This is a genomic window from Muricomes intestini (assembly GCF_004346165.1).
GTDB lineage: Bacteria > Bacillota > Clostridia > Lachnospirales > Lachnospiraceae > Muricomes > Muricomes intestini.
In genome coordinates this window covers 18,852-38,135 of the sequence record NZ_SLZZ01000029.1, presented here as the reverse complement: position 1 = coordinate 38,135, position 19,284 = coordinate 18,852, and the positions used below count along the sequence as shown (strand labels likewise).

Below are 19,284 nucleotides of genomic sequence, written 5' to 3'. Positions count from 1 at the left end.
TGACTGTTACTAATAGGTCGAGGGCATAACCAGACAAGGTGATAGGAGATAAGAAGGATGATTCTTTGTATGTAGTTTTGAAGGTGTATGGAATTGGATAAAGAATAAGAAGACGGTACCATTAAGGTATCGTTTTTTGGTATGACGGGCATGTCCCGAACCTTTACAAAAAAGGGGTCAGACCCTTTTGCGGGCCATTTTCAGAATATTCTGGTAACAGTTCAGCCATATGAATTTTCGGCAGCATATGCATACGAAAGCAAGCTTTCTCCTGCCTACGCTGTCGGAAATTCGCATGGCTGAACTGTTACATATTCTGAAAATATTTTTTTATACTGCCTGTCTTTTTTTTACTTTTTTCACCAATACGGGATGATATAATAATCATGTTGTTGCGTCTAAATATAATAAGGCAGGTGCAGATAGCGGCCCTGACAAGTTTTATGAGGAGGAAGTTCTATGAGCAAAAAAGGAAAGTTATCAGTCGTTCTTCTCATGACGATGATACTTACACTGCTGGGAGGCTGCATAAAGAAGTTTGATGCGGGCGGATATACTAAAGCTATACTTGATGTTTCTTATAAGAATAAAACTGATCAGTATATAAAACTGACAGGTGCATCTAAAGAGGAAGCAGAGAAGATTTTTGAAAAGAATATGGATACGACTATGAAAGGCTTTGAAGCCTTAAACTTTCCGGATGAGCTGGAAAATAAGTTCAGAGAGTTATTTGAAGTTTTATCAAAGAATGTGAAATATACGGTAGGAGAGGCTGTAGAAGATAAGAAGGGAAATTTTACATTGGATGTATCAATTAAACCAATCACGATTTTTGGGGATACATACGGCGAGTTCCAGAAGCAGGCAAAAGCTTACGCTGAGAAAGTTTCTAATGATGTACTAAATGGTGCAGAAATGCCATCGGATGAGACAATGCAGAATAATGTGTATGAGATTTATTATGATATTTTGAAAAATACTATAGAATCCGGAATTCCTTATGGTGAGGCTGAGGTTGTTACAGTACATATAAATAAATCAGACGGGAATGTTTATGAAATTCCAAAGGAGGATGTTAAAACACTGCATGATAAAATGATTTCACAGAACACTCCGAAGTAATGTATAGTATCAGGCTAAGGACATAAATCTGTAATTGACGAATGCTGCCGGCGGGCTTATGATAAGAGACGGATAAACTTATCTGACACAGAGGACAAATGCAATGTGCGGAGGCACGTATGATAAAGATTAATGAATTGACAAAGAATTTTGAGGATATATGCGCAGTTAACCATGTGTCCATAACAGTTCCTGATGGAGTTATGTTTGGACTGCTTGGAACAAATGGAGCGGGGAAGAGTACTCTCCTGCGTATGCTGGCGGGAATACTTGAGCCTGATGGGGGCGATATATATATAGACAATGAAGAAGACCATACTCATTTAACATGTAAGGAGAATTTTTTTTATCTTCCTGACAGTCCGTACTATTTTTCTAATGCAAGTATAGAGGAGATGGCCCGGTTTTACAGAAACCAGTATCCACAGCTGGATATAGAAGCGGTGCACTATATGTCGGGTGCTTTGAACCTTGACATACTGTGTCCGCTTCGAACTTTTTCAAAAGGGATGAAACGTCAGGCTTTTCTTCTATTGGCATTGTCTTCAAACACCAAATATTTGATTTGTGATGAGGTGTTTGACGGACTTGATCCTATTATCACTGAGGTAATGAAGAATCTTATACGTCAGGAGATGAAGGAAAGAGAACTTACTGTGATTGTCGCCTCACATAGACTGAGAGATCTTCAGGATATTTGTCACAACATCGCAATTTTGCATAGAGGAGGGATTTTAACTGCCGGTGAACTCAAAGGAAGAGCAACAGATATTCATAAAATCCAGTGTGTATTTGAGCATGTAAACCTAGATTACCTGAAAAACCTGTTAGATGTTATGCACTGTCAAAGAGATGGCTATTTCACGACTCTTATTATCAGAGGAGGTATAGAAGTAATTATGAAAGGGATTGCACTGGCAGATCCTGTATTTTCCAGGGAGGTCCCCTTGACCTTGGAAGAAACGTTTATGACAGTAATGGAGGGAACTGGATATGATGTCAGTAAAATACTTTAATAACTGGATAAAAGAAGCGGGACGCGGACATATAACAGCAATTGTATCATGGATTTCATTTGCGGTTTATGGGAGTCTGACCATAAGCCGTCTGAGTCTTGACACAGAATATACTTATTTCGGAATAGGAAGTATGGAGCTTTCCCGGATATGCGCCTGTCTGGGTATAGTTATTGCCTTTTCAGAGTTCTTTTATCTTCTTCAGCAGAAAAAACAAGATTTTTATTACAGTCTTCCAGTAAAAAAGAGTACAATTTTTTGGAGCAGGTATTTTCATGGAATGCTGCATTTTGTAATTTCATTGTCTATTGTTATGATAATCTGCAGTATATATCAAAGCACTATAGATGAGGAATTCCGTTTACATGCGGTAGGATACAGCATAAAAAGTATTTTGATATTCACAGCAATTTTTCTTATGTTTTACCATATTGCGGCAGTATCAATTGTAGTATGCGGAAAGCTATATTCCGCGGTACTTGTAACAGGGATACTGATATTCTATTTTCAACTGTTTATAAATGGGATATGCCAGGCATTTATAAAGAGTTATTTTGCTACTTATTATAAAATCCCGGTTATTGAGAAATTGAATATTGTTCTTGTGCCTTTAAGTTTGTCAGGAAAGTTCTCGGGCACCGACTTGTTTGAAAAGGAGAAAATTCTTACATACTTACCTAATACATTTTATGGAGCGGCAGTTTTTCTTTGGCTTGCAGTTCCGTTCCTGATTTTTGCATGGGCAAACAGGACAAGAAAAACAGAAGCGACCGGAAAGGTCTTTGCAGTGCCCGGGGCCGAAAGAAGCATAGAGTTTTTGATTTCATTTTCTGCTGCGCTGTGGGCAGGAGGCTTTTTACTGGAAGTAACACATATAAATGAAAAGAGCAGGCTGCTGTGCGGAATAATTGTGGCTGCAGTTGGTGCAATCACGGCTGTAGGAGTACATTGCTTATTTGAGTGGATAGTAGAAAATACTAAACGAAAGATATTTCGGAGAAAGCCGCAACTTATAACGGAAATAGTGTCTGCAGTCATTGGAGGAGTGTTATTCCTGGGTTATGCACCTGTGTATGACAACTTCTTTCCGGCGAAAGAAACATTGAAAACGATAGGTGTCAGTGTAAATGGCCTTGATATGGGACATTCTGAGTTTATACAGAATACGAATGAAGACGGAAAATTTATAACAGACAGACGTCTGAAACAATACACCTTTTCTTCTGAGGGAATGGAAGCTGCTAAAGACTGGATTCAGGACTTAAAGAAAAGTGAAGATGTGGGGAACTATATAGTAAAGACCGGCAGTCAGGATTCTTACACTTTCGCTACTGTTTGTTATCACATGGAGGGCGGAAAAGAGAGGTACAGAACATATTCGGTCAGCCGCCGGGCATTTGATGCATTCTCTAATGTATATAATACAGCAGAATATAAATCAAGAGCCTATCCAGTTTCTGCTATTGAAGATGTAAATGATTTAAATAATAATGGGTTCACATGGTCGGACGGGATTTCTCAAAAGGCACTGAAGTTATCAGATAGCGAGAAAGCGACTTTAATAACAAAATATAAAGAAGATATTGAAGAGCTTCGGATGGAAGATTTGAAAGGTCAGCTTCCCTCCGGGGAGATAGAAATAGAGTCTCAAATCAGCGGCAGAACAACCAGAATGATTATATATCCGTTTTTCGGGCAGACGTGCACCTTTCTCGGGCAGCATGGAGTGAAAATAGATACGGGTCTATCCAACTATGCTGTTGAATCCATAATGGTGCACAATGTGCTGCATAGCACGGCACCTGGTACAAGCGGGGGAACAATTGTACAAATTTATGATGAAAAAGAAGACATTGAAAAGTGGGATAATAGACTGGTGCCACAGAAATTTGATGTGCAGACACTCATATCTCCGCTGGATTATTCGATAGATGCCGAGGCTGAAGTAAATGAAGAAACTACCAATTCTATTATAAAAATAGATTGTCATGCAAAATTAAACTGACAGTTAATGTCGAAACATAGCGGAAATAATCATAGCATGCTATGTAATTTAGAAAAAATATAGATGATAAAAGTCCTATACCCACCACTTTGATGTAATGGGTATAGGATTTGTCTTTTTATTTATTTAGAAATGTTTTAAACAAAACGCTTTTATTTCTGCAAAAAATGCTGGTTTTTGTCATTAAAATTTGATACAATACCTTGGTATGCAAGATTTTGCATATGAATTAACTGGAGACGTATCGAAGTGGTCATAACGAGAACGACTCGAAATCGTTTGGCCGGTGATGAACCGGCCCGTGGGTTCGAATCCCACCGTCTCCGTCAGAAGATTAGGTCAAAATAGATGCAGGGCTGAAAAAGCCAGTGTTTATGCGGCCTGACGAGGGTTTTGAATGAAAAATTCAAGACCCTCGTTTTTCATAGATGCACCCTGCTTTTTAACAAGAAAGCGGGGTGTTTCTTGTTTTAGGCCGGAATCAGTCCGGTTACAATTAAATAAAGCCAATACCCTACAGGGCAATTTTGAAGCGGATGTGTTCTTCGTAACTGAAAAACACATCCGCTTTTTTTTCGCCCAAAATTAAAATGAAAGGATGGATGCACCATGAAAAACGAACTGCAACCCCTGCGGTTATTCAGCCCTCTCTTCCCTCATATCTACAGGAAGAGCGAATGGGGCGATCTTGACAATTATCGGGAGGATTTATCTGCCGGTGAGGTTTTGAAATATGAGGACAAAATCCTTGCCCTCATTCAGAAAGAAAAGCTGCCCAGCGAGGGCGAGCGTGGCCTCGCCGTTTACCTCGATGACGATCTCATCCGAAAGGTACACAGCATTAATCCCTCTGTGGAGGAATGGAATGGCGAGCTGTGGGGCGTGACCGAGGTGCAAACCCAAGGTGCGCTTTCTGCCTCTGAGCTTGCGGAGCTGACAGAATGGCTCTCTTCTCAATTTAGTGACGGCTGGGGTGAGGGGCTGGAACAAAGGGAAATCAAGGTGGATGACGGTGAGCTGTATGTCAGCTTTTGGGATAGCAGCGACCGCTTCTTTATTAGGCCGGAGGATGAGCTGAAAGGTAGCCAGTCCTATGGCTTCGGCATGACGATGGGAGGAATGCGCTAATGCCAAATCATCTAACCAATATTTTAAGAGTATCCGGCGATTCGGAACAAGTCAGCGCCATGTTCGAGGCCATCAAGGATGATAAGATTGGCCTCGGCAGTATTGACTTCAACAAGGTCATCCCGATGCCTGAGCATATCTTTCGTGGAAATCTCGGAATGGCCGAGCGTGAGAAGTACGGCAAAGACAACTGGTACGACTGGTCGATTTCCAATTGGGGAACCAAGTGGAACAGCTACGGCTACGATGGCGCATATACCCCGCAGGATTTTGACGGCGAGCATATCGAGTTCCAGACTGCATGGAGCCGTGCCGATCCGGTGATCCGCACACTTGCCGAGCAGTACCCTGATCTCTCTTTTGAATATCTGTGGGCTGACGAGGACTTCGGATATAACACAGGAAAAAAAGAATATGAAAATGGTGAGGAAATGTTCTGTGACATCCCTCCCGGCGGTTCCAAGGAAGCGCTGGAAATGGCCTCTGAGGTTCACGATGTGGATTTGGCCGATGAGGGATATCTGTACAATGAAGAAACCAACGAATATGAATATCATAGTCCAGACGAGCCGATGTCACTGAAAATGTAGTGACTATCGGCTTTTTTCTTTTTCAGAGGGAGGTGATGGAATATCAATAGCTTTATCAGCTGGGTGGGCGGCAAGAAAGCCCTCCGCAATATCATTTACCGGCTCTTCCCCAAGGACTTCGGCAGATACATCGAAGTCTTTGGCGGCGGGGGTTGGGTTTTGTTCGGCAGGCCGCCGGACTGCAAGGGTATGGAGGTCTACAACGATTTCAACGGAAACCTCACCAACCTGTTCTACTGCGTAAAAAACAGAACGCTGGCGTTCCTCAAGGAGCTGGGCTTCCTGCCCCTCAACTCCCGGCATGAATTCAGTGTCCTGCGCCGCTTCTTTGAAAAGGATGAATTTGATAATAAATATCTACAGGAAGAATTGGAGCTGGCGCAGCAGAACCTCCCGCCGCCTGAGTTTGAGGAACTGAGAGCAATTATGTTGGAGCAGGAAGAGCCAAGCGATGTGTGGCGAGCGGCGGCCTTTTTCAAGCTCATCCGTTATAGCTATGGCAGCGGATGTACCTCTTACGGCTGCCAGCCCTTTGACATCCGCAAGGTGTTCGCTGTGATATGGGAGGCATCAAAGCGGCTTGCAGACACCGTGGTGGAAAATAAGGACTTTGAGGCATTGATCCGGCAGTACGACCGGGATGATGCCTTTTTTTATTGCGATCCGCCGTATTACATGACCGAGGGTCACTATGCGGTGGAGTTTCTGAAAACCGACCACCAGCGACTTCGGGATGCACTGGCAGGCAGCAAGGGCAAATGGATGGTCAGCTACAACGACTGTGAATTTATCCGGGAGCTGTATCAGGAGTACATCATCACACCGGTCACCCGCCTGAGCAATCTGGCGCAGCGGTATGAGGGCGGCTGTGAGTACCCGGAGGTCATCATTACCAACTATGATCCCAATGAGCGGGAAAAGGATACGTTCCAATTAAATCTATTTGATTTTGGAGGTGAATACGAAGAATGACTGGACTTGAAAAAATCCGCTGGGCAAAAGCCCTGATTGAAGATGAAAGCGGCGGCAGATATCAGTTTGTGGTGGGCAATGTTCACGATGACCTATATTTGGATTGCAGCGCTCAAACCAATGCAGGTTTATATCTGACCGTGCAGCAAAACAGGGAAACTGGCAGCTATGACTGCATTTTCAAGGGATATACCCGCATCAGCAGCGGCTACCACAACGCCAAGGGAATGCAGCAGCTGGCTGACGAGTACAAGCAGGCTGCCTATTTCCTCAAAGAAATGGAGATCGCCAACATCTCTCTGGCCGGGGATGAGCTTCGCACCTTTGTGTCGGAGCTGAAATCGGCAGAAGAACAACAAATTAACGCCCCTCAGATGGGGATGTAAAAGGAGGCTTATGCCATGAAAATCATTGAAACGAAAGGCCAGATTGCCGATAACGGCAGCATCATCCTGCCGCCCGGTGTTTTGGAAACCATGTGCGTCACTGCCGGAGATACCGTGCATCTGGCGTATTTGTCCCATCACCCGGTAAAGCAGATCAACAGCTACGGCGAGTTTTTTCTCACAAAGGACGGTATCGACAACGTGAGTGAACCGGTGGAAGCACCGGAATCCGCAGAGCTGTCGGTGCCTCATGCGCTTTTGGCGGCGGCGGGCATTCCGCTGGATGACGATTTGGACATTCGCTGCGAGGACGGTGTCATCATCATCGGCAGCGCCGATCCCTTAAAGCAGCTGCCGCCCCAGCTCATGGAGCTGTTCGACAGCCTCGGCGTGAGCCACGATACCATCCGCTGTGTGCTGGAGGGAGGTGTGGAGGATGAATAAGAAACCCATGTACAAGCTGATGGACAGCAAAGGTCGGGTGCTGATTCCCAAGGAGCTGCGCACTGCCAGCGGTATGGATTACGGCGATATTGTGCGCCTCGGCTTGTCAAACGGCACAGTCAGTGTGCAAAAGGTGGATATCATCGAAATCGGTGATCAGTCCACAGAGGCGGTGGAGGCCTATGTCCGTGCAGCCTTCAAGACTATGCCGGACGATACAAGGCTCTCCCTCATTTCCGACCTGACCGCCCTGCTGCAGCAGAAAAAGGAGGGCTGACGGATGGAACGAAATACTCTCTACACGGAAAAAGACTGTTCGACAACCGGCTTGGGCTGCGGTATTCAGGGAAAGGTTGTCGTAATCGGTCAGGATAGTCCTGATATGCAACTGTACTTCTGCCTCTGCGGAAACGGAGCCGGTGCCAATCCAAGCGGCTCCGCTGTCTTTTTGGTGTCCCTGCGCACCGGGGAGTTTGCCTTGAAAACCCGCAGTGAGGTTATCGGTATTCTCAAGCCGGAGATTTTGCTGGACAGTGCCAAGCTGCAGCTTTCCCAAATCAGGCCGGTGGGGGCGCTGGATTTGAAGAATCACGAGCCGAAATACAGCGGCTACAGCTTTCTGCCCGATGGCTGCTATGCCTCCGGCGTATGGCTCTGTACCGAGCAGGAGGCGCTTGATTATGTGGAGATGCAAAAGCCCTACCAGCACCGCATCATGCTCTGCGACCGGGATGACTTTTGTGTGCTGGAAATGGAAAATGGCAGACTCCTGCATCCCTCCGGTGAGGAAATGGAAGCTCTCCAGAATCCGCAGAACGGAGGCCTGACTATGACATAAAGGAGGTACCCTCATGCGAAATATCCGGATGGAAAAAGACATCATCCTGTACTACGGCAACCCTGCCGGTTATGTCAGCGGCGGCAAGGCAGTGGTCGATCCTCTGTTTAAGTCGGAGGAACTGAACGCCTTTCTCAGCCGCCAAAAAGACATCGGCGAGGTGAAATGGACAGACGGTGTGTATGACCGCCTTGTCAACGGTCAGCGGGATAATCAAGAACTCACTCTGCTGAAAAGCTGCCGTGTGTGGCAGTTAACGCCCGAATCGGATCTTCGGATGCGCTTCATCAGCCTTGCGGATTTTTGCAAGGAATTCGGAGAACCGCAGATGTCCGATTACCAGACGATCTATGACGGCGAGGTGGAAACCAACAATCTGGAGGCGCTGTACACCAAATTCAATGTAGACCATCCTCCCGGCTATGCAGGGCATTCCCTGTCCATGTCGGATGTGCTGGAGCTGTACGATGAAAACGGCAGCAGCTTCTTCTATTGTGACCGCTTCGGTTTTCAGGAAATCGGGTTCACACCACCGGCGCAGAACCAAACCATGCAGCTCTAAAGGGGCTGTTTTTTTTATTGCCAAAAGGCGAAAGGAGAAAGAAATCATGCCTGATGTAGAAGTAAAAATCAATTCCATGTACCCACCCGGAGCCAGCGGCGGTATCCGTGCTTACGCTTCGGTGACAGTGGACGGCTGCCTCGGTATCCAGGGCATCAAGGTGGTGGAGGGAGGCCGTGATGGCCTGTTTGTCTCCATGCCCAGCCGTAAGACGGAAAACGGCTATAAGGAGGTCTGCTTCCCGGTGACTAAAGAGTTCCGGGAGCAGCTGCACAAGGCCGTGCTGGACAGCTACCAGCAGACTGTAGCCATGAACCAAGCCCCGGCGCAGCCGCAGGAGGCCGCACCGGAGCAGTCCCAGCCGCCCATGCAAATGGGCGGTATGTAAGCAATTCAATAAAAAATTTGGAGGTAAAACACCATGAAAAGAATCATGAACAAGGTAACTCATAAGGCCAATATGCTGGCAATTAAGGCAAAAATGGCGCTCACTAACAACCACGCTGAGGGCTTCGTGGATACCGCAATAAAGATTTTGATGGCCGTGGTCATCGGGGCTTTGGTGCTGGCCGGATTGTATATGCTCTTCGACAAAACCGTGCTGCCAACTCTCGTACAGCGCATTAAGGATATGTTCAACTATGCCGGATAAGCTGGCCGCTGTGCAGGCGGTCTTTTTTATTGCCCTGCTGTGTGCGGCATCGGTAACGGACTTGACAAAACGCATGGTTCCAAACTGGCTCTGCCTTGGAATCGCAGGCATTTCCGTAATCGGATTTACGCCGGTCAAGCTGCTGGGAATCCTGATCGCCCTGCCGTTCCTGTTGGCCGCTGTCTTTTTTGGCGGCATGGGCGGCGGCGATATCAAACTGGTGGCAGCCTGCGGCTTGGTGCTGGGGCTGCCGAAAGGACTACTTGCGGCGATGGCCGGACTCAGCCTGCTGCTCATCTATGTAGCTATATACCGGATTGTTTGCAGGGTGCAAAGGCGGGAGGCAAAGAAAGCCTTCCCCCTTGCTCCTTTTTTATCGGCGGGCTGTCTGCTCGCCTATTTCATTTCGTGAAAGGATGGATGATATGAAGAAATCAAATAAAAGAACAATTGTAAAACTGCTGTGTGTGGTACTGTCGCTTACTGCTGTTGCTGTCGGCGTTCCACACGTTATCCGTAGATATAAGATCAGAAAATATGCTGCGCAGTAATCATCTTTAATCAATCAAAGGAGGACTTAAGCTATGAGCTTTTTCAAGAACAGAACGGTCATCGGTGTAATTTGCATCGTGCTGTCGCTTCTGATCTGCTTTGCGATCACACCGCTATTTAATCAAAGCATCAGCCGGAAAACTGAAATCGTGCGGGTGACCAAGCCCATCAAAATCGGAGAGACCATCACCAAGGACATGGTGCAGACTGTGGAGGTGGGCGGCTATAATCTGCCAGAGGATGTGGTAAGGCATACGGATACCGTCATCGGTAAATTCGCCTCCGCCGACTTAGCGCCGGGAGATTACATCATCGCCTCCAAAATCGCCGATGCCCCTGCTGCAGAAAATACCTATCTCTACAATCTGACCGGAGAAAAACAGGCCATCTCCGTATCGGTTAAGAGCTTCGCCGCAGGGCTGTCCGGCAAGCTGATATCCGGGGATATCGTGTCTATCGTTGCGCCAGATTACAAAAAACAGGGCATGACGGTAATTCCGCCGGAGCTGCAGTATGTGGAGGTCATCGCCGTCACTGCAGGCAGCGGTTACGATGCCAATACAGGTAAACAGAAAGAAGCCGAAGCTGAGGATGAAAAGGAGCTGCCTGCCACCGTTACGCTGCTGGTCACGCCAGAGCAGAGCAAAATCCTTGCCGAGCTGGAAGCGGACGGTACCCTTCATGTGTCTCTCGTTTACCGTGGCAGCAAGGAAAATGCGGCAAAGTTTACCGAGGCTCAGGACTCGGTGCTTTCCCAGCTGTACCCAGAGGAAACGGAATCTCAGGAAAGCGAGGATCAAAGCCAGCTGGAATCCCCTGCGAATGCACCGGCAGAAAGCGGGGCTGAGTAAATGCTGAACTTCAAAAAAGGCGGCCTGTTCAGCCGTAAAGACGAGCCGGAACAGGATGTGCTGCAGGAAATCGGCGCACAGGTTCTGGCGGTTTGGGGCAGCCCCGGCTGCGGCAAAACCACGGTGGCGGTGAAGCTGGCCAAATATCTGGCAGACAGAAAAAAGAACGTGGTGCTGCTTTTGTGCGACTGTACCACGCCCATGCTTCCCTGCATCTGTCCGTCTGGTGAGCTGGAGGGTGATCATTCCCTCCGCAGCATTCTGGCTGCCAATTCCATCACTGAATCGCTGATAAAAAACAACTGCAACACCCATAAGCGGATGAGCCATCTGGCGGTCATCGGCCTGCAAAAGGGAGAAAACGAAAACTGCTATCCTCCTGTGAACGAAAAGCTGCTCCGGGAGCTGATGAGCGTGCTGCATGATATGGACAGTCATATCATCATCGACTGCGGCAGCTCCATCTTTTTTGATGAGCTGTCCACCATTGCCATTCTGGAAGCCGATGCGGTGCTGCGGCTCATAAACTGTGACCTGAAATCGGTGAGCTACCTGTCCAGCCAGCAGGAATATCTGCGGATGGCAGGGTTTGACTCTGACAAGCTGTATAAGGCGGTCAGCAATGTGAAGTCCAACGAAGCCAGCCAGAACATGGAGCAGGTGCTGGGCAAAGCTGTGTTTACTCTTCCTCATTCCCCGGAGCTGGAGGCTCAGGTGCTGGCCGGAAACCTGTTCGCCGATTTGTCTCTGAAAGACAGCCGGGGCTTCCGAAAAGAGATACAGAAAATCTCGAAGGAGGTGTTCGGCGTATGAGCAGGCATAATCTGTTTTTTACTCCGGAGCAGGAAACCGGGGATTTCCACAGTGTGCTGCAGCAGGTGCAGGAATATATCGCTGGTCAGCACAGTGAGCTGTTGTCGGACGGCAATGCTGCCGAAGCCAAGACCAATATTAAGCGGTATATCGCCAAGTTTGTACAAGACAGCCGTGTGGCGGTCAAAGGTATGACACCACAGCAATTGGTGGATGCCCTGTATACGGAAATGGCCGAGTATTCCTTTCTCACCAAATACATCTTTGCAGACGGTATCGAAGAAATCGACATCAACAGTTGGCGGGATATTGAAATCCAGTATGCCGGTGGGCGCTGCGAAAAGCTCACAGAACACTTTGACAGCCCCGAACACTGCATTAATGTGCTGCGCCGGATGCTTCATGTGTCCGGCACGATTCTGGATGACCAGTCCCCGCTGGTGGTAGGTACCCTTGCGGAAAATATTCGGATTGCCGTCATGAAAAGCCCCATTGTGGATGCCAATATCGGCGCTGCCGCCTCCATTCGTATCGTCAATCCCAACCACATGGAAAAGGAAGATTTCATAAACGGCGGCACGGCTACCGCCCAAATGCTGGATATGCTCTCGGAGTTCATCCGCTATGGTATTTCGGTGTGCATTGCGGGAGCCACCAGCAGCGGTAAAACCACGGTAGCTGGGTGGCTGCTCACCACCATCCCTGACAACAAGCGCATCTTTACCATTGAAAACGGCAGCCGGGAGCTTTCACTCATCCGGGAAAAGGACGGCAGGGTTACCAACTCCGTGGTTCATACCCTCACCCGCAACAGTGAGAACGAGCTGTACCGCATCGAGCAGATCGACCTTGTGGACATCTCCCTGCGCTTTAATGCGGATATTGTTGTGGTCGGCGAGATGCGTGGTGAGGAGGCCAACGCCGCACAGGAGGTAGCCCGAACCGGTGTGGCGGTGGTCACCACCATCCACTCCAACTCCTGTGAATCCACCTACCGCCGCATGGTTTCCCTGTGCAAGCGAGCGGTGGATATGTCGGACGAAACCCTGATGGGCTATGTGACCGAGGCCTATCCCATTGTGGTGTTCTGCAAGCAGCTGGAAAACAAACAAAGGCGGCTCATGGAAATCATGGAGTGCGAAATCCTGCCGGACAACAGCCGGAATTACCGTACCCTGTTCCGGTATGAGATTACTGAAAACCGTTATGAGGACAACCAGTTTTTTATCACCGGACATCATGTAGCTGTCAATCCCATCTCCGACAGCCTGTGTAAACGGCTGCTGGAAAACGGAATGCCGCAGGAGCGCATCAATCGTCTGAAGAAAGGAGGGCAAATAGCCGTATGACAACCATTCAACTTTTGGCCTGTATCGGTATGATTACAGGCTTTTTTCTTTTACTTGGCCTAAACCCAATGGAATTCACCGATGGGCTGTTTTCCTTTCTCACCAGAGAAAAGAAATCCATCAGGGATGAAATCAAGGCGGCACAGCGCCGCCAAAAGCCGGGGTTTTTGAAACGGCAGATCCAGATGGCACAGGAGGTGCTGGCCATGACCGGCAGGAGTAATCACTTTTCTTTGGTTTGCGCCTGCTCTCTGCTGTTGTTTGCCATTGGTGCCGCTATCGCCATTGTGCTGGGCAATTTCTTTCTGGCTCCGGTTATGGCGGCAGGCTTTATGATGCTGCCCTTTTGGTATGTGCAGCTCACCGCCAGCCATTTCAAAAAAGACATTGCCGCTGAGCTGGAAACGGCTCTATCTATTGTCACCACAGCCTACCTGAGAAGCGAAAATATTCTCACGGCTGTGGAGGAAAACATGAATTATCTGAACCCGCCGGTGCATCAGGTGTTCAAGGATTTTGTCCTGCGGGTGAAGTTCATCGATCCCGATGTGCTGGAAGCCATCAAGGTTCTACGCACCAAAATCGACAACGAGGTGTTTCGGGAATGGTGCGATGCCCTGTGCGACTGCCAGCACGACCGCAGCCTGAAAGTTACCCTGACTCCTATTGTCGGCAAGCTCAGTGATATGCGGATCGTCAACGGCGAGCTGGAATATTTTGTCTTTGAACCCCGCAAGGAATTTATCATCATGGTCATTTTCGTCATCGGCAACATTCCGCTGATGTATCTCCTCAATAAAAGCTGGTACGACACGCTGATGCACACGCCGCTGGGTCAGATCATTCTGGCCATCAGCGCCGCCCTGATTTTTATCTCTACGGCCTGCGTGCTTAAACTGACAAAACCAATTGAGTATCGGAGGTGATGGAGATGGGATTACTGTTTTTATTCGGAATCACCTTAGCGGCGGGGCTGTTCTTTATCCTTTTGGATGTGCTGCGTCTGCCGTACCTAAGCACCGCCAAGGCTATGCTGAATACCACAAGATCAGAGAAAAAAGCGGCAAAAACCTTGGAAGCCTACTTCATGACATGGGCGGTAAAGCTCGCAAAGCTGATCCACATGGATGAATACCGCAGGCATCGGCTCAAAAATGTGCTGAAAGCAACTGGCATGAACATGGAGCCGGAGGTCTATCAGGCCTATGCGCTGGTGAAGTCCGGCGTAATTTTGCTGCTGGCGGTTCCGGCAGGTTTTGTATTTCCCCTGCTGGTGCCGGTGGTGGTGTTCCTTGCAGTTATGGTGTATTTTAAGGAAACCAAAAAGACAGACGAAAAGCTGTCCGCCAAGCGTGCTTCTGTGGAAAAGGAGCTGCCTCGCTTTGTTGCCAACATCGAACAGGAGCTGAAAGCCTCCCGTGATGTGCTGGCCATCATAGAAAACTACAAGAAAAACGCCGGGGAAGCCTTTGCCGGAGAGCTGACCATGCTGGCAGCGGATATGCGTTCCTCCAGCTATGAGGCAGCCCTTACCCGGTTCGAGGCAAGGCTCAATTCGCCCATGCTGTCGGATGTGGTGAGAGGCCTCATCGGTGTGCTGCGTGGAGATGACAGCACGGTGTATTTTCAGATGCTGGCGCATGACTTCAAGCAGCTGGAGCTGCAAAGGCTCAAGGGTGAGGCACAGAAAATACCGCCGAAAATCCGTGTGTTTTCCTTTCTCATGCTGATGTGCTTTCTCTTTACCTATCTGGCCATCATCGCTTATGAGATCATCAAGTCCCTTGGCGGGATGTTTTAAGGGGGTGAAAGTGTGATTGTTCAACAAACGCTGATCAAATATCCGCAGGCGTCCTTTGATCTGATGACACCGGTCGGGTTTGTCTTTTTAACGCCGGAAGCAGCAAAAGAGCTGCTGTCGGGAAAGAGCGTGACCGGGCATCCCGGTGTTTCGGAGTGCGCAAGGCTCGTAACCGCTGATGAGCTTTTGAATCAGGAGGTCATCAGCTCTGATTACAGCAACAATGTGTGGCATATATTAAGCGATTTTCCACAGATGGAGCAGGACTCCGCCCCGCCTGAACAGGGGGTGAAGCTATGCTGAAGCTCTTAAAATCCAAGCGTGGCGAGGGATATATTGATGTGTGCGTCCTCGTCCTTTGCGCTATGCTGGTCATTGCGCTGGCGGTACAGGTGCTGCCGGTGTTTATTGCTAAAAACCAGATGGATACCTATGCCACCGAGCTGTGCCGGGAAGCGGAAATCTCCGGCAGGGTAGGCAGTGAAACCAGCCGCCGTGCGGCAGTTCTTACCGAGCAGACCGGGCTGAGTCCCCGGATTTCATGGTCAAAGACCGGCAATATCCAGCTGAATCAGGAAATCACCGTGACCCTGACCTTAGAAAGAAACATTGGGCTGTTCGGCGGTTTTGGTTCGTTCCCGATCACCCTGCGTTCGGAGGCCTCCGGGAAAAGCGAGGTGTACCATAAATGACCAAGCTAAAACAAATATTCAAGGATAAGGCCGGGAACGGCTTTCCCTTGGTGGTAGCCATTACGCTGGTACTTGTCATTATTCTGTGCGGCGTGATGGAGTTTTTCCGGCTGAATATTATCGCCACCGGTGTAAAGGAAGCCTTAGAGGATGCCATTATCGTGACAGTTAACGACAACTATGCCGATGTGTATCACGGTGTCCGGGAGGGCTATAGCGGCGGCTACCAGCCGGACGGCTCCTCCTTTTCCTACAGCGTGAACACTGGCGATATTTACGGTTACATGGACAGTGTCCTCGGTATGGAAGCTGTGGGCAGCAGCCATGTGAAGTATACCGGGGATGCTTTGGAATACAGGCTTTCCGGCTTGGATGTCACGATCCGCAATGCGCTGCTGGCTCCTTCCTCCCCCAAAAACGCACAGCGCTTTGAAGCGGATGCGGTAATCTGGCTGGAGGTTCCGGTGTATTTCGGTGGCAAGGAGCTGGCTCCCATGAAGATAAAACTCAAGGTTCAGGCGGGATACACCGAGGTGTTTTAACTGTTCGGGAAATTGTCTGGACTTCCGAAAAAATATGTAGTATGGTGAGAAATACAAAGAGGTAACATTTTACACTTCTCAAAGGAGGTTGTTTATATGAGTGATAAAACCAAAAGGAGGCTCGCCATTGCGGGTGCTACTGTTATCTGCATAGCACTGGTGGCTGCTATCGGAATGCGGTTTGCTAAGGAACCCGTAATGCCGGATGCTTCCTCACAGGAACCGGTCAGCTCTTCGGATGTGGCTCCTGATATACAAGATAAGACAGAGAAAAAAGAGGTGGTAGTTTCTCCGCAGCCTGCATCGGAGCCGGAAAGCTCGGAAACGCTGCCGCCCCAAACCGATCTGCCGGAGCAGAAGCTCCAGCCCGATCCGGTAAAACCGGAAGCTCCCGCAAAGCCTGAGCTGCCAAAGGATGCGGATACCACGAACCCATCCAAGCCGCCGGAATACAAGCCGGAGGATACGGAAAAGAAACCGGCTGCTGAAAGCAAGCCGCAGGGTGGCGAAACTAACGATAAAGGTCAAACTTACTTCCCCGGATTTGGCTGGGTTGATGGTACAGGTGATGCGCATGGAACAACAGCCGATGATATGTATGAAAATGGCAACAAGATCGGTGACATGAATTAGATATAGAAGATTTTAAGGAATTGCACAGCAGAAATGCTGTGCTTTTTCTTTTGCAAAGGAGGCGCTATATGAAGCGGATTTTTAGTGTTTTTCTCGTGCTTGCCGTGTTATGTTCCTCCCTGTGTGCTGTACCAGCTTATGCAGTCGGGGATGGAAACGTAGATGGAGGTGGCGGCGGTATGGGCGATGGTACCAGCACCAACTCGTGGACTCCGGGCAACGAGGGTGTTCGGGTGACGGTGGTTCGGGCTTCAGATTGTTCTGTTGTCACGACTCCTATTGACCTGACCAACAAGAAACCAAATGGAATTGGACATTTCAATAAAGTTTCTAAGCTGCAATATAATAGTGGTTCAGGATTAACTCCAAGCATGAAAAATTATACCTATACCAACCCTGCACAAGCTCTGCCCAAAATCATTAGCACTAATGGTTCAAACAACATTGCCGCCATCAAAAGCTATTTTACTGATGAACAGGTAATTAGAAGCATCGCCGGTCTCACTGGAATGGACTTTGATGTGTTAATCGGTGGCAAGTACAAGTTACTTCTGGAGCCAATCGCCTATTACAAATTTGAGGGCGTGATGATTGCCACCACAGCCACAGAAGCTGCCATGTATGACGAACAGGTCGGCGGTCTTTTGCGAAAGAGAATGGTATCCCTATCCCATAAGAACCTGCCACTGGCCATGTTCTTGGAGGTGGCGGATCTCGGCTATCCGGCATGGTCGGGAAGCCGAAGCAAGGCAGCTTCCAATGCGGAAATCAAGTCCTCCCTTGGTCTTGGTATCGTGCGGTTTAAGGATAAGCCTGCCGAACCTCCGGAGGTTTTCGTGTATGACTACGAATACCGGGTAAATACAGAGGTCATCACAGCGATTACCGTCAGCGGCGGTCAGAGCGATCCGGATCATCCGGTATCGGCAACCTTTTATGTGAACGGCAGGAGCCACAAGGTCAGCAACATCTACTATCCCGATGGCGACAGCCAGCTGGCATGGATACGCTGGACAACGCCGAATACTCCACAGCATATGACAATTACGGTTTCTGTGTCCGGTGGCGGCAGCTCCAGCAAGGCGACAATCAACGTCAACATCGTTGACCTGAACAAGAATCCACCGCCCAACCCCGTAGCCGATGATCGCAATGACAGCTTTAGAAGATCGGCTGTTCCCAATAATCCGCAGCAAACCTCTGCAAGCTGGACAATATGGCGACCTTGGTGGCAGGAGCATTGGGTATGGCACAGTGACTGGAACTGGTACAGCGATGGTGACGGAGGCGGTCATTGGGAGGATGACGGTGAATGGGTAGACGAAGGCTGGTGGATGTTTGACCTTGACCGCTATCAGGCCAGCCTGTCGGCAAGCATGGCAATTAAGCCCGATGACAAAAGTCCTACCGCCAGCGGAAAAAACATGAAGTCCGGCTATGGCATCAATGAAACGGTTTCTGCCAAAGTCAGCACCAATCAGTCCTCGGCGGTAACCGGGGCGCAGACGGCGGTGACCTACTTCCCGGAATTCGGGTATCAGACCTACTGGAGGCTACTGGAGCGAATGACTTCCGGCTACAGCACCCGGTTTGAGTTTCAGAAGAATCCCTACAGCACTTATAGCCGCAGGACGCATTTTTCACCCATCTGGTTCCCGGACGGAAGCTATACCCCGTACACATGGCTGATAGACAGCTGGTCACCCGCCGGAATGCTTTCTATGAATCTCACGGACAGCGTCACCATCCGGGATAATTTATGGACGGACTGGCATATTGCACCGCAGAAACCCCATTAAAAACAGAGAAAAAAACAAGACCGCAGCCAATCGAAAGCTGCGGTTTTGCTGTTTTCAACCCTATGATGAAAGGTGGAAAATCAATGAAATCGAAACGAATTGCAATGCTCCTGTGCGTAAGCTTACTGCTGTGCCTGATGTTCAGTACAACGGCCTATGCAGCGGGAACCGGGGATGTAGCTGGAGCCATTGAGGGAACGTGGACAACGGCCTCCCAACAGATTAAAACCGTGGTCAACAAGGTGGTATTTCCCGCCATTGACCTGATTCTGGCGGTGTTTTTCTTTGCCAAATTAGGCACGGCTTATTTTGATTATCGCAAACATGGTCAGTTCGAGTGGGCGGCACCGGCAATCCTGTTTGCCTGCTTGGTGTTCACATTAACAGCCCCGTTATACATCTGGACTATATTGGGCATGTAGATACAGCAAGGGCCGTTGCATCAAAGTAAGGTGCAACGGCTCAATTTTGTGGTAAGTCAGATTTGATTGTGTGGGTGAACTTAGTCACCAACAGAGGGTTTGCTCATTTGGTTTG

Annotated in this window: 26 protein-coding genes and 1 tRNA gene; all 27 read left to right on the top strand. The window is 48.7% G+C overall.

Features of this window, described 5'->3' with window-relative positions; genetic code table 11:
• Positions 1-459 precede the first annotated feature (459 nt).
• On the top strand, positions 460-1,122 hold the full coding sequence (locus tag EDD59_RS15120; RefSeq protein WP_132383372.1) for a hypothetical protein: 663 nt from the start codon (positions 460-462) through the stop codon (positions 1,120-1,122).
• 119 nt (positions 1,123-1,241) lie between these two features.
• Complete coding sequence (locus tag EDD59_RS15115; protein ID WP_132383370.1) at positions 1,242-2,138, top strand: ABC transporter ATP-binding protein; 897 nt, start codon at positions 1,242-1,244, stop codon at positions 2,136-2,138.
• Positions 2,116-4,143: a DUF6449 domain-containing protein gene (locus tag EDD59_RS15110; protein ID WP_132383368.1), complete on the top strand. Its 2,028-nt coding sequence runs from the start codon at positions 2,116-2,118 to the stop codon at positions 4,141-4,143. The genes EDD59_RS15115 and EDD59_RS15110 overlap by 23 nt, the downstream gene beginning before the upstream one ends.
• A 235-nt stretch (positions 4,144-4,378) precedes the next feature.
• Positions 4,379-4,469 (top strand) — tRNA-Ser (locus EDD59_RS15105).
• 283 nt (positions 4,470-4,752) lie between these two features.
• Positions 4,753-5,271 (top strand): hypothetical protein, encoded by a 519-nt coding sequence (locus EDD59_RS15100; protein ID WP_132383366.1) that lies wholly within the window; start codon positions 4,753-4,755, stop codon positions 5,269-5,271.
• Complete coding sequence (locus tag EDD59_RS15095) at positions 5,271-5,861, top strand: DUF1281 family ferredoxin-like fold protein (protein ID WP_132383364.1); 591 nt, start codon at positions 5,271-5,273, stop codon at positions 5,859-5,861. The genes EDD59_RS15100 and EDD59_RS15095 overlap by 1 nt, the downstream gene beginning before the upstream one ends.
• A gap of 63 nt (positions 5,862-5,924) precedes the next feature.
• Positions 5,925-6,833, top strand: a complete 909-nt coding sequence (locus EDD59_RS15090) for a DNA adenine methylase (RefSeq protein WP_132383362.1) — start codon at positions 5,925-5,927, stop codon at positions 6,831-6,833.
• Positions 6,830-7,219, top strand: a complete 390-nt coding sequence (locus tag EDD59_RS15085; RefSeq protein ID WP_132383360.1) for a hypothetical protein — start codon at positions 6,830-6,832, stop codon at positions 7,217-7,219. Before EDD59_RS15090 ends, EDD59_RS15085 begins: the two co-directional genes overlap by 4 nt.
• A gap of 15 nt (positions 7,220-7,234) precedes the next feature.
• A complete protein-coding gene (locus EDD59_RS15080; RefSeq protein WP_132383358.1) occupies positions 7,235-7,663 on the top strand; it encodes a hypothetical protein in 429 nt (142 codons plus the stop codon).
• Positions 7,656-7,940 carry an AbrB family transcriptional regulator gene (locus tag EDD59_RS15075; RefSeq protein WP_132383356.1) on the top strand — a complete coding sequence of 95 codons (285 nt, stop codon included), beginning with the start codon at positions 7,656-7,658 and terminating at the stop codon, positions 7,938-7,940. Before EDD59_RS15080 ends, EDD59_RS15075 begins: the two co-directional genes overlap by 8 nt.
• A 3-nt stretch (positions 7,941-7,943) precedes the next feature.
• Positions 7,944-8,501, top strand: a complete 558-nt coding sequence (locus EDD59_RS15070) for a hypothetical protein (RefSeq protein ID WP_132383354.1) — start codon at positions 7,944-7,946, stop codon at positions 8,499-8,501.
• Positions 8,502-8,514: 13 nt separating this feature from the next.
• Positions 8,515-9,063 carry a YodL domain-containing protein gene (locus EDD59_RS15065; RefSeq protein WP_132383352.1) on the top strand — a complete coding sequence of 183 codons (549 nt, stop codon included), beginning with the start codon at positions 8,515-8,517 and terminating at the stop codon, positions 9,061-9,063.
• 46 nt (positions 9,064-9,109) lie between these two features.
• On the top strand, positions 9,110-9,451 hold the full coding sequence (locus EDD59_RS15060; RefSeq protein ID WP_132383374.1) for a SpoVG family protein: 342 nt from the start codon (positions 9,110-9,112) through the stop codon (positions 9,449-9,451).
• Between the two features lie 33 nt (positions 9,452-9,484).
• A complete protein-coding gene (locus tag EDD59_RS15055; protein ID WP_132383350.1) occupies positions 9,485-9,715 on the top strand; it encodes a DUF6133 family protein in 231 nt (76 codons plus the stop codon).
• Positions 9,705-10,127, top strand: coding sequence for a prepilin peptidase (locus EDD59_RS15050; RefSeq protein WP_132383348.1), 423 nt, complete (start codon positions 9,705-9,707; stop codon positions 10,125-10,127). Before EDD59_RS15055 ends, EDD59_RS15050 begins: the two co-directional genes overlap by 11 nt.
• A 13-nt stretch (positions 10,128-10,140) precedes the next feature.
• Positions 10,141-10,266 (top strand): hypothetical protein, encoded by a 126-nt coding sequence (locus EDD59_RS18335; RefSeq protein ID WP_279233369.1) that lies wholly within the window; start codon positions 10,141-10,143, stop codon positions 10,264-10,266.
• A gap of 33 nt (positions 10,267-10,299) precedes the next feature.
• Positions 10,300-11,118 carry a Flp pilus assembly protein CpaB gene (gene cpaB, locus EDD59_RS15045; RefSeq protein WP_132383346.1) on the top strand — a complete coding sequence of 273 codons (819 nt, stop codon included), beginning with the start codon at positions 10,300-10,302 and terminating at the stop codon, positions 11,116-11,118.
• Positions 11,119-11,931, top strand: a complete 813-nt coding sequence (locus tag EDD59_RS15040) for an AAA family ATPase (RefSeq protein ID WP_132383344.1) — start codon at positions 11,119-11,121, stop codon at positions 11,929-11,931. It abuts the gene before it with no gap.
• Positions 11,928-13,280 carry a CpaF/VirB11 family protein gene (locus EDD59_RS15035; RefSeq protein ID WP_132383342.1) on the top strand — a complete coding sequence of 451 codons (1,353 nt, stop codon included), beginning with the start codon at positions 11,928-11,930 and terminating at the stop codon, positions 13,278-13,280. The genes EDD59_RS15040 and EDD59_RS15035 overlap by 4 nt, the downstream gene beginning before the upstream one ends.
• Complete coding sequence (locus tag EDD59_RS15030; RefSeq protein ID WP_132383340.1) at positions 13,277-14,206, top strand: type II secretion system F family protein; 930 nt, start codon at positions 13,277-13,279, stop codon at positions 14,204-14,206. Before EDD59_RS15035 ends, EDD59_RS15030 begins: the two co-directional genes overlap by 4 nt.
• A 5-nt stretch (positions 14,207-14,211) precedes the next feature.
• Positions 14,212-15,081: a type II secretion system F family protein gene (locus EDD59_RS15025; RefSeq protein WP_132383338.1), complete on the top strand. Its 870-nt coding sequence runs from the start codon at positions 14,212-14,214 to the stop codon at positions 15,079-15,081.
• A 12-nt stretch (positions 15,082-15,093) separates the two neighbouring features.
• Positions 15,094-15,384, top strand: coding sequence for a hypothetical protein (locus EDD59_RS15020; protein WP_132383336.1), 291 nt, complete (start codon positions 15,094-15,096; stop codon positions 15,382-15,384).
• A complete protein-coding gene (locus EDD59_RS15015; protein WP_132383334.1) occupies positions 15,378-15,773 on the top strand; it encodes a DUF4320 family protein in 396 nt (131 codons plus the stop codon). The genes EDD59_RS15020 and EDD59_RS15015 overlap by 7 nt, the downstream gene beginning before the upstream one ends.
• Positions 15,770-16,315, top strand: a complete 546-nt coding sequence (locus EDD59_RS15010; protein WP_132383332.1) for a hypothetical protein — start codon at positions 15,770-15,772, stop codon at positions 16,313-16,315. The genes EDD59_RS15015 and EDD59_RS15010 overlap by 4 nt, the downstream gene beginning before the upstream one ends.
• Positions 16,316-16,411: 96 nt before the next feature.
• Positions 16,412-16,948, top strand: coding sequence for a DUF6550 family protein (locus tag EDD59_RS15005; protein ID WP_132383331.1), 537 nt, complete (start codon positions 16,412-16,414; stop codon positions 16,946-16,948).
• A gap of 68 nt (positions 16,949-17,016) precedes the next feature.
• The gene (locus EDD59_RS15000; protein WP_132383330.1) at positions 17,017-18,747 is read left to right on the top strand and encodes a DUF8193 domain-containing protein; all 1,731 of its coding nucleotides are present in this window, start codon (positions 17,017-17,019) and stop codon (positions 18,745-18,747) included.
• A gap of 83 nt (positions 18,748-18,830) precedes the next feature.
• Positions 18,831-19,169, top strand: a complete 339-nt coding sequence (locus tag EDD59_RS14995) for a DUF3852 domain-containing protein (RefSeq protein WP_132383329.1) — start codon at positions 18,831-18,833, stop codon at positions 19,167-19,169.
• Positions 19,170-19,284: the final 115 nt, after the last annotated feature.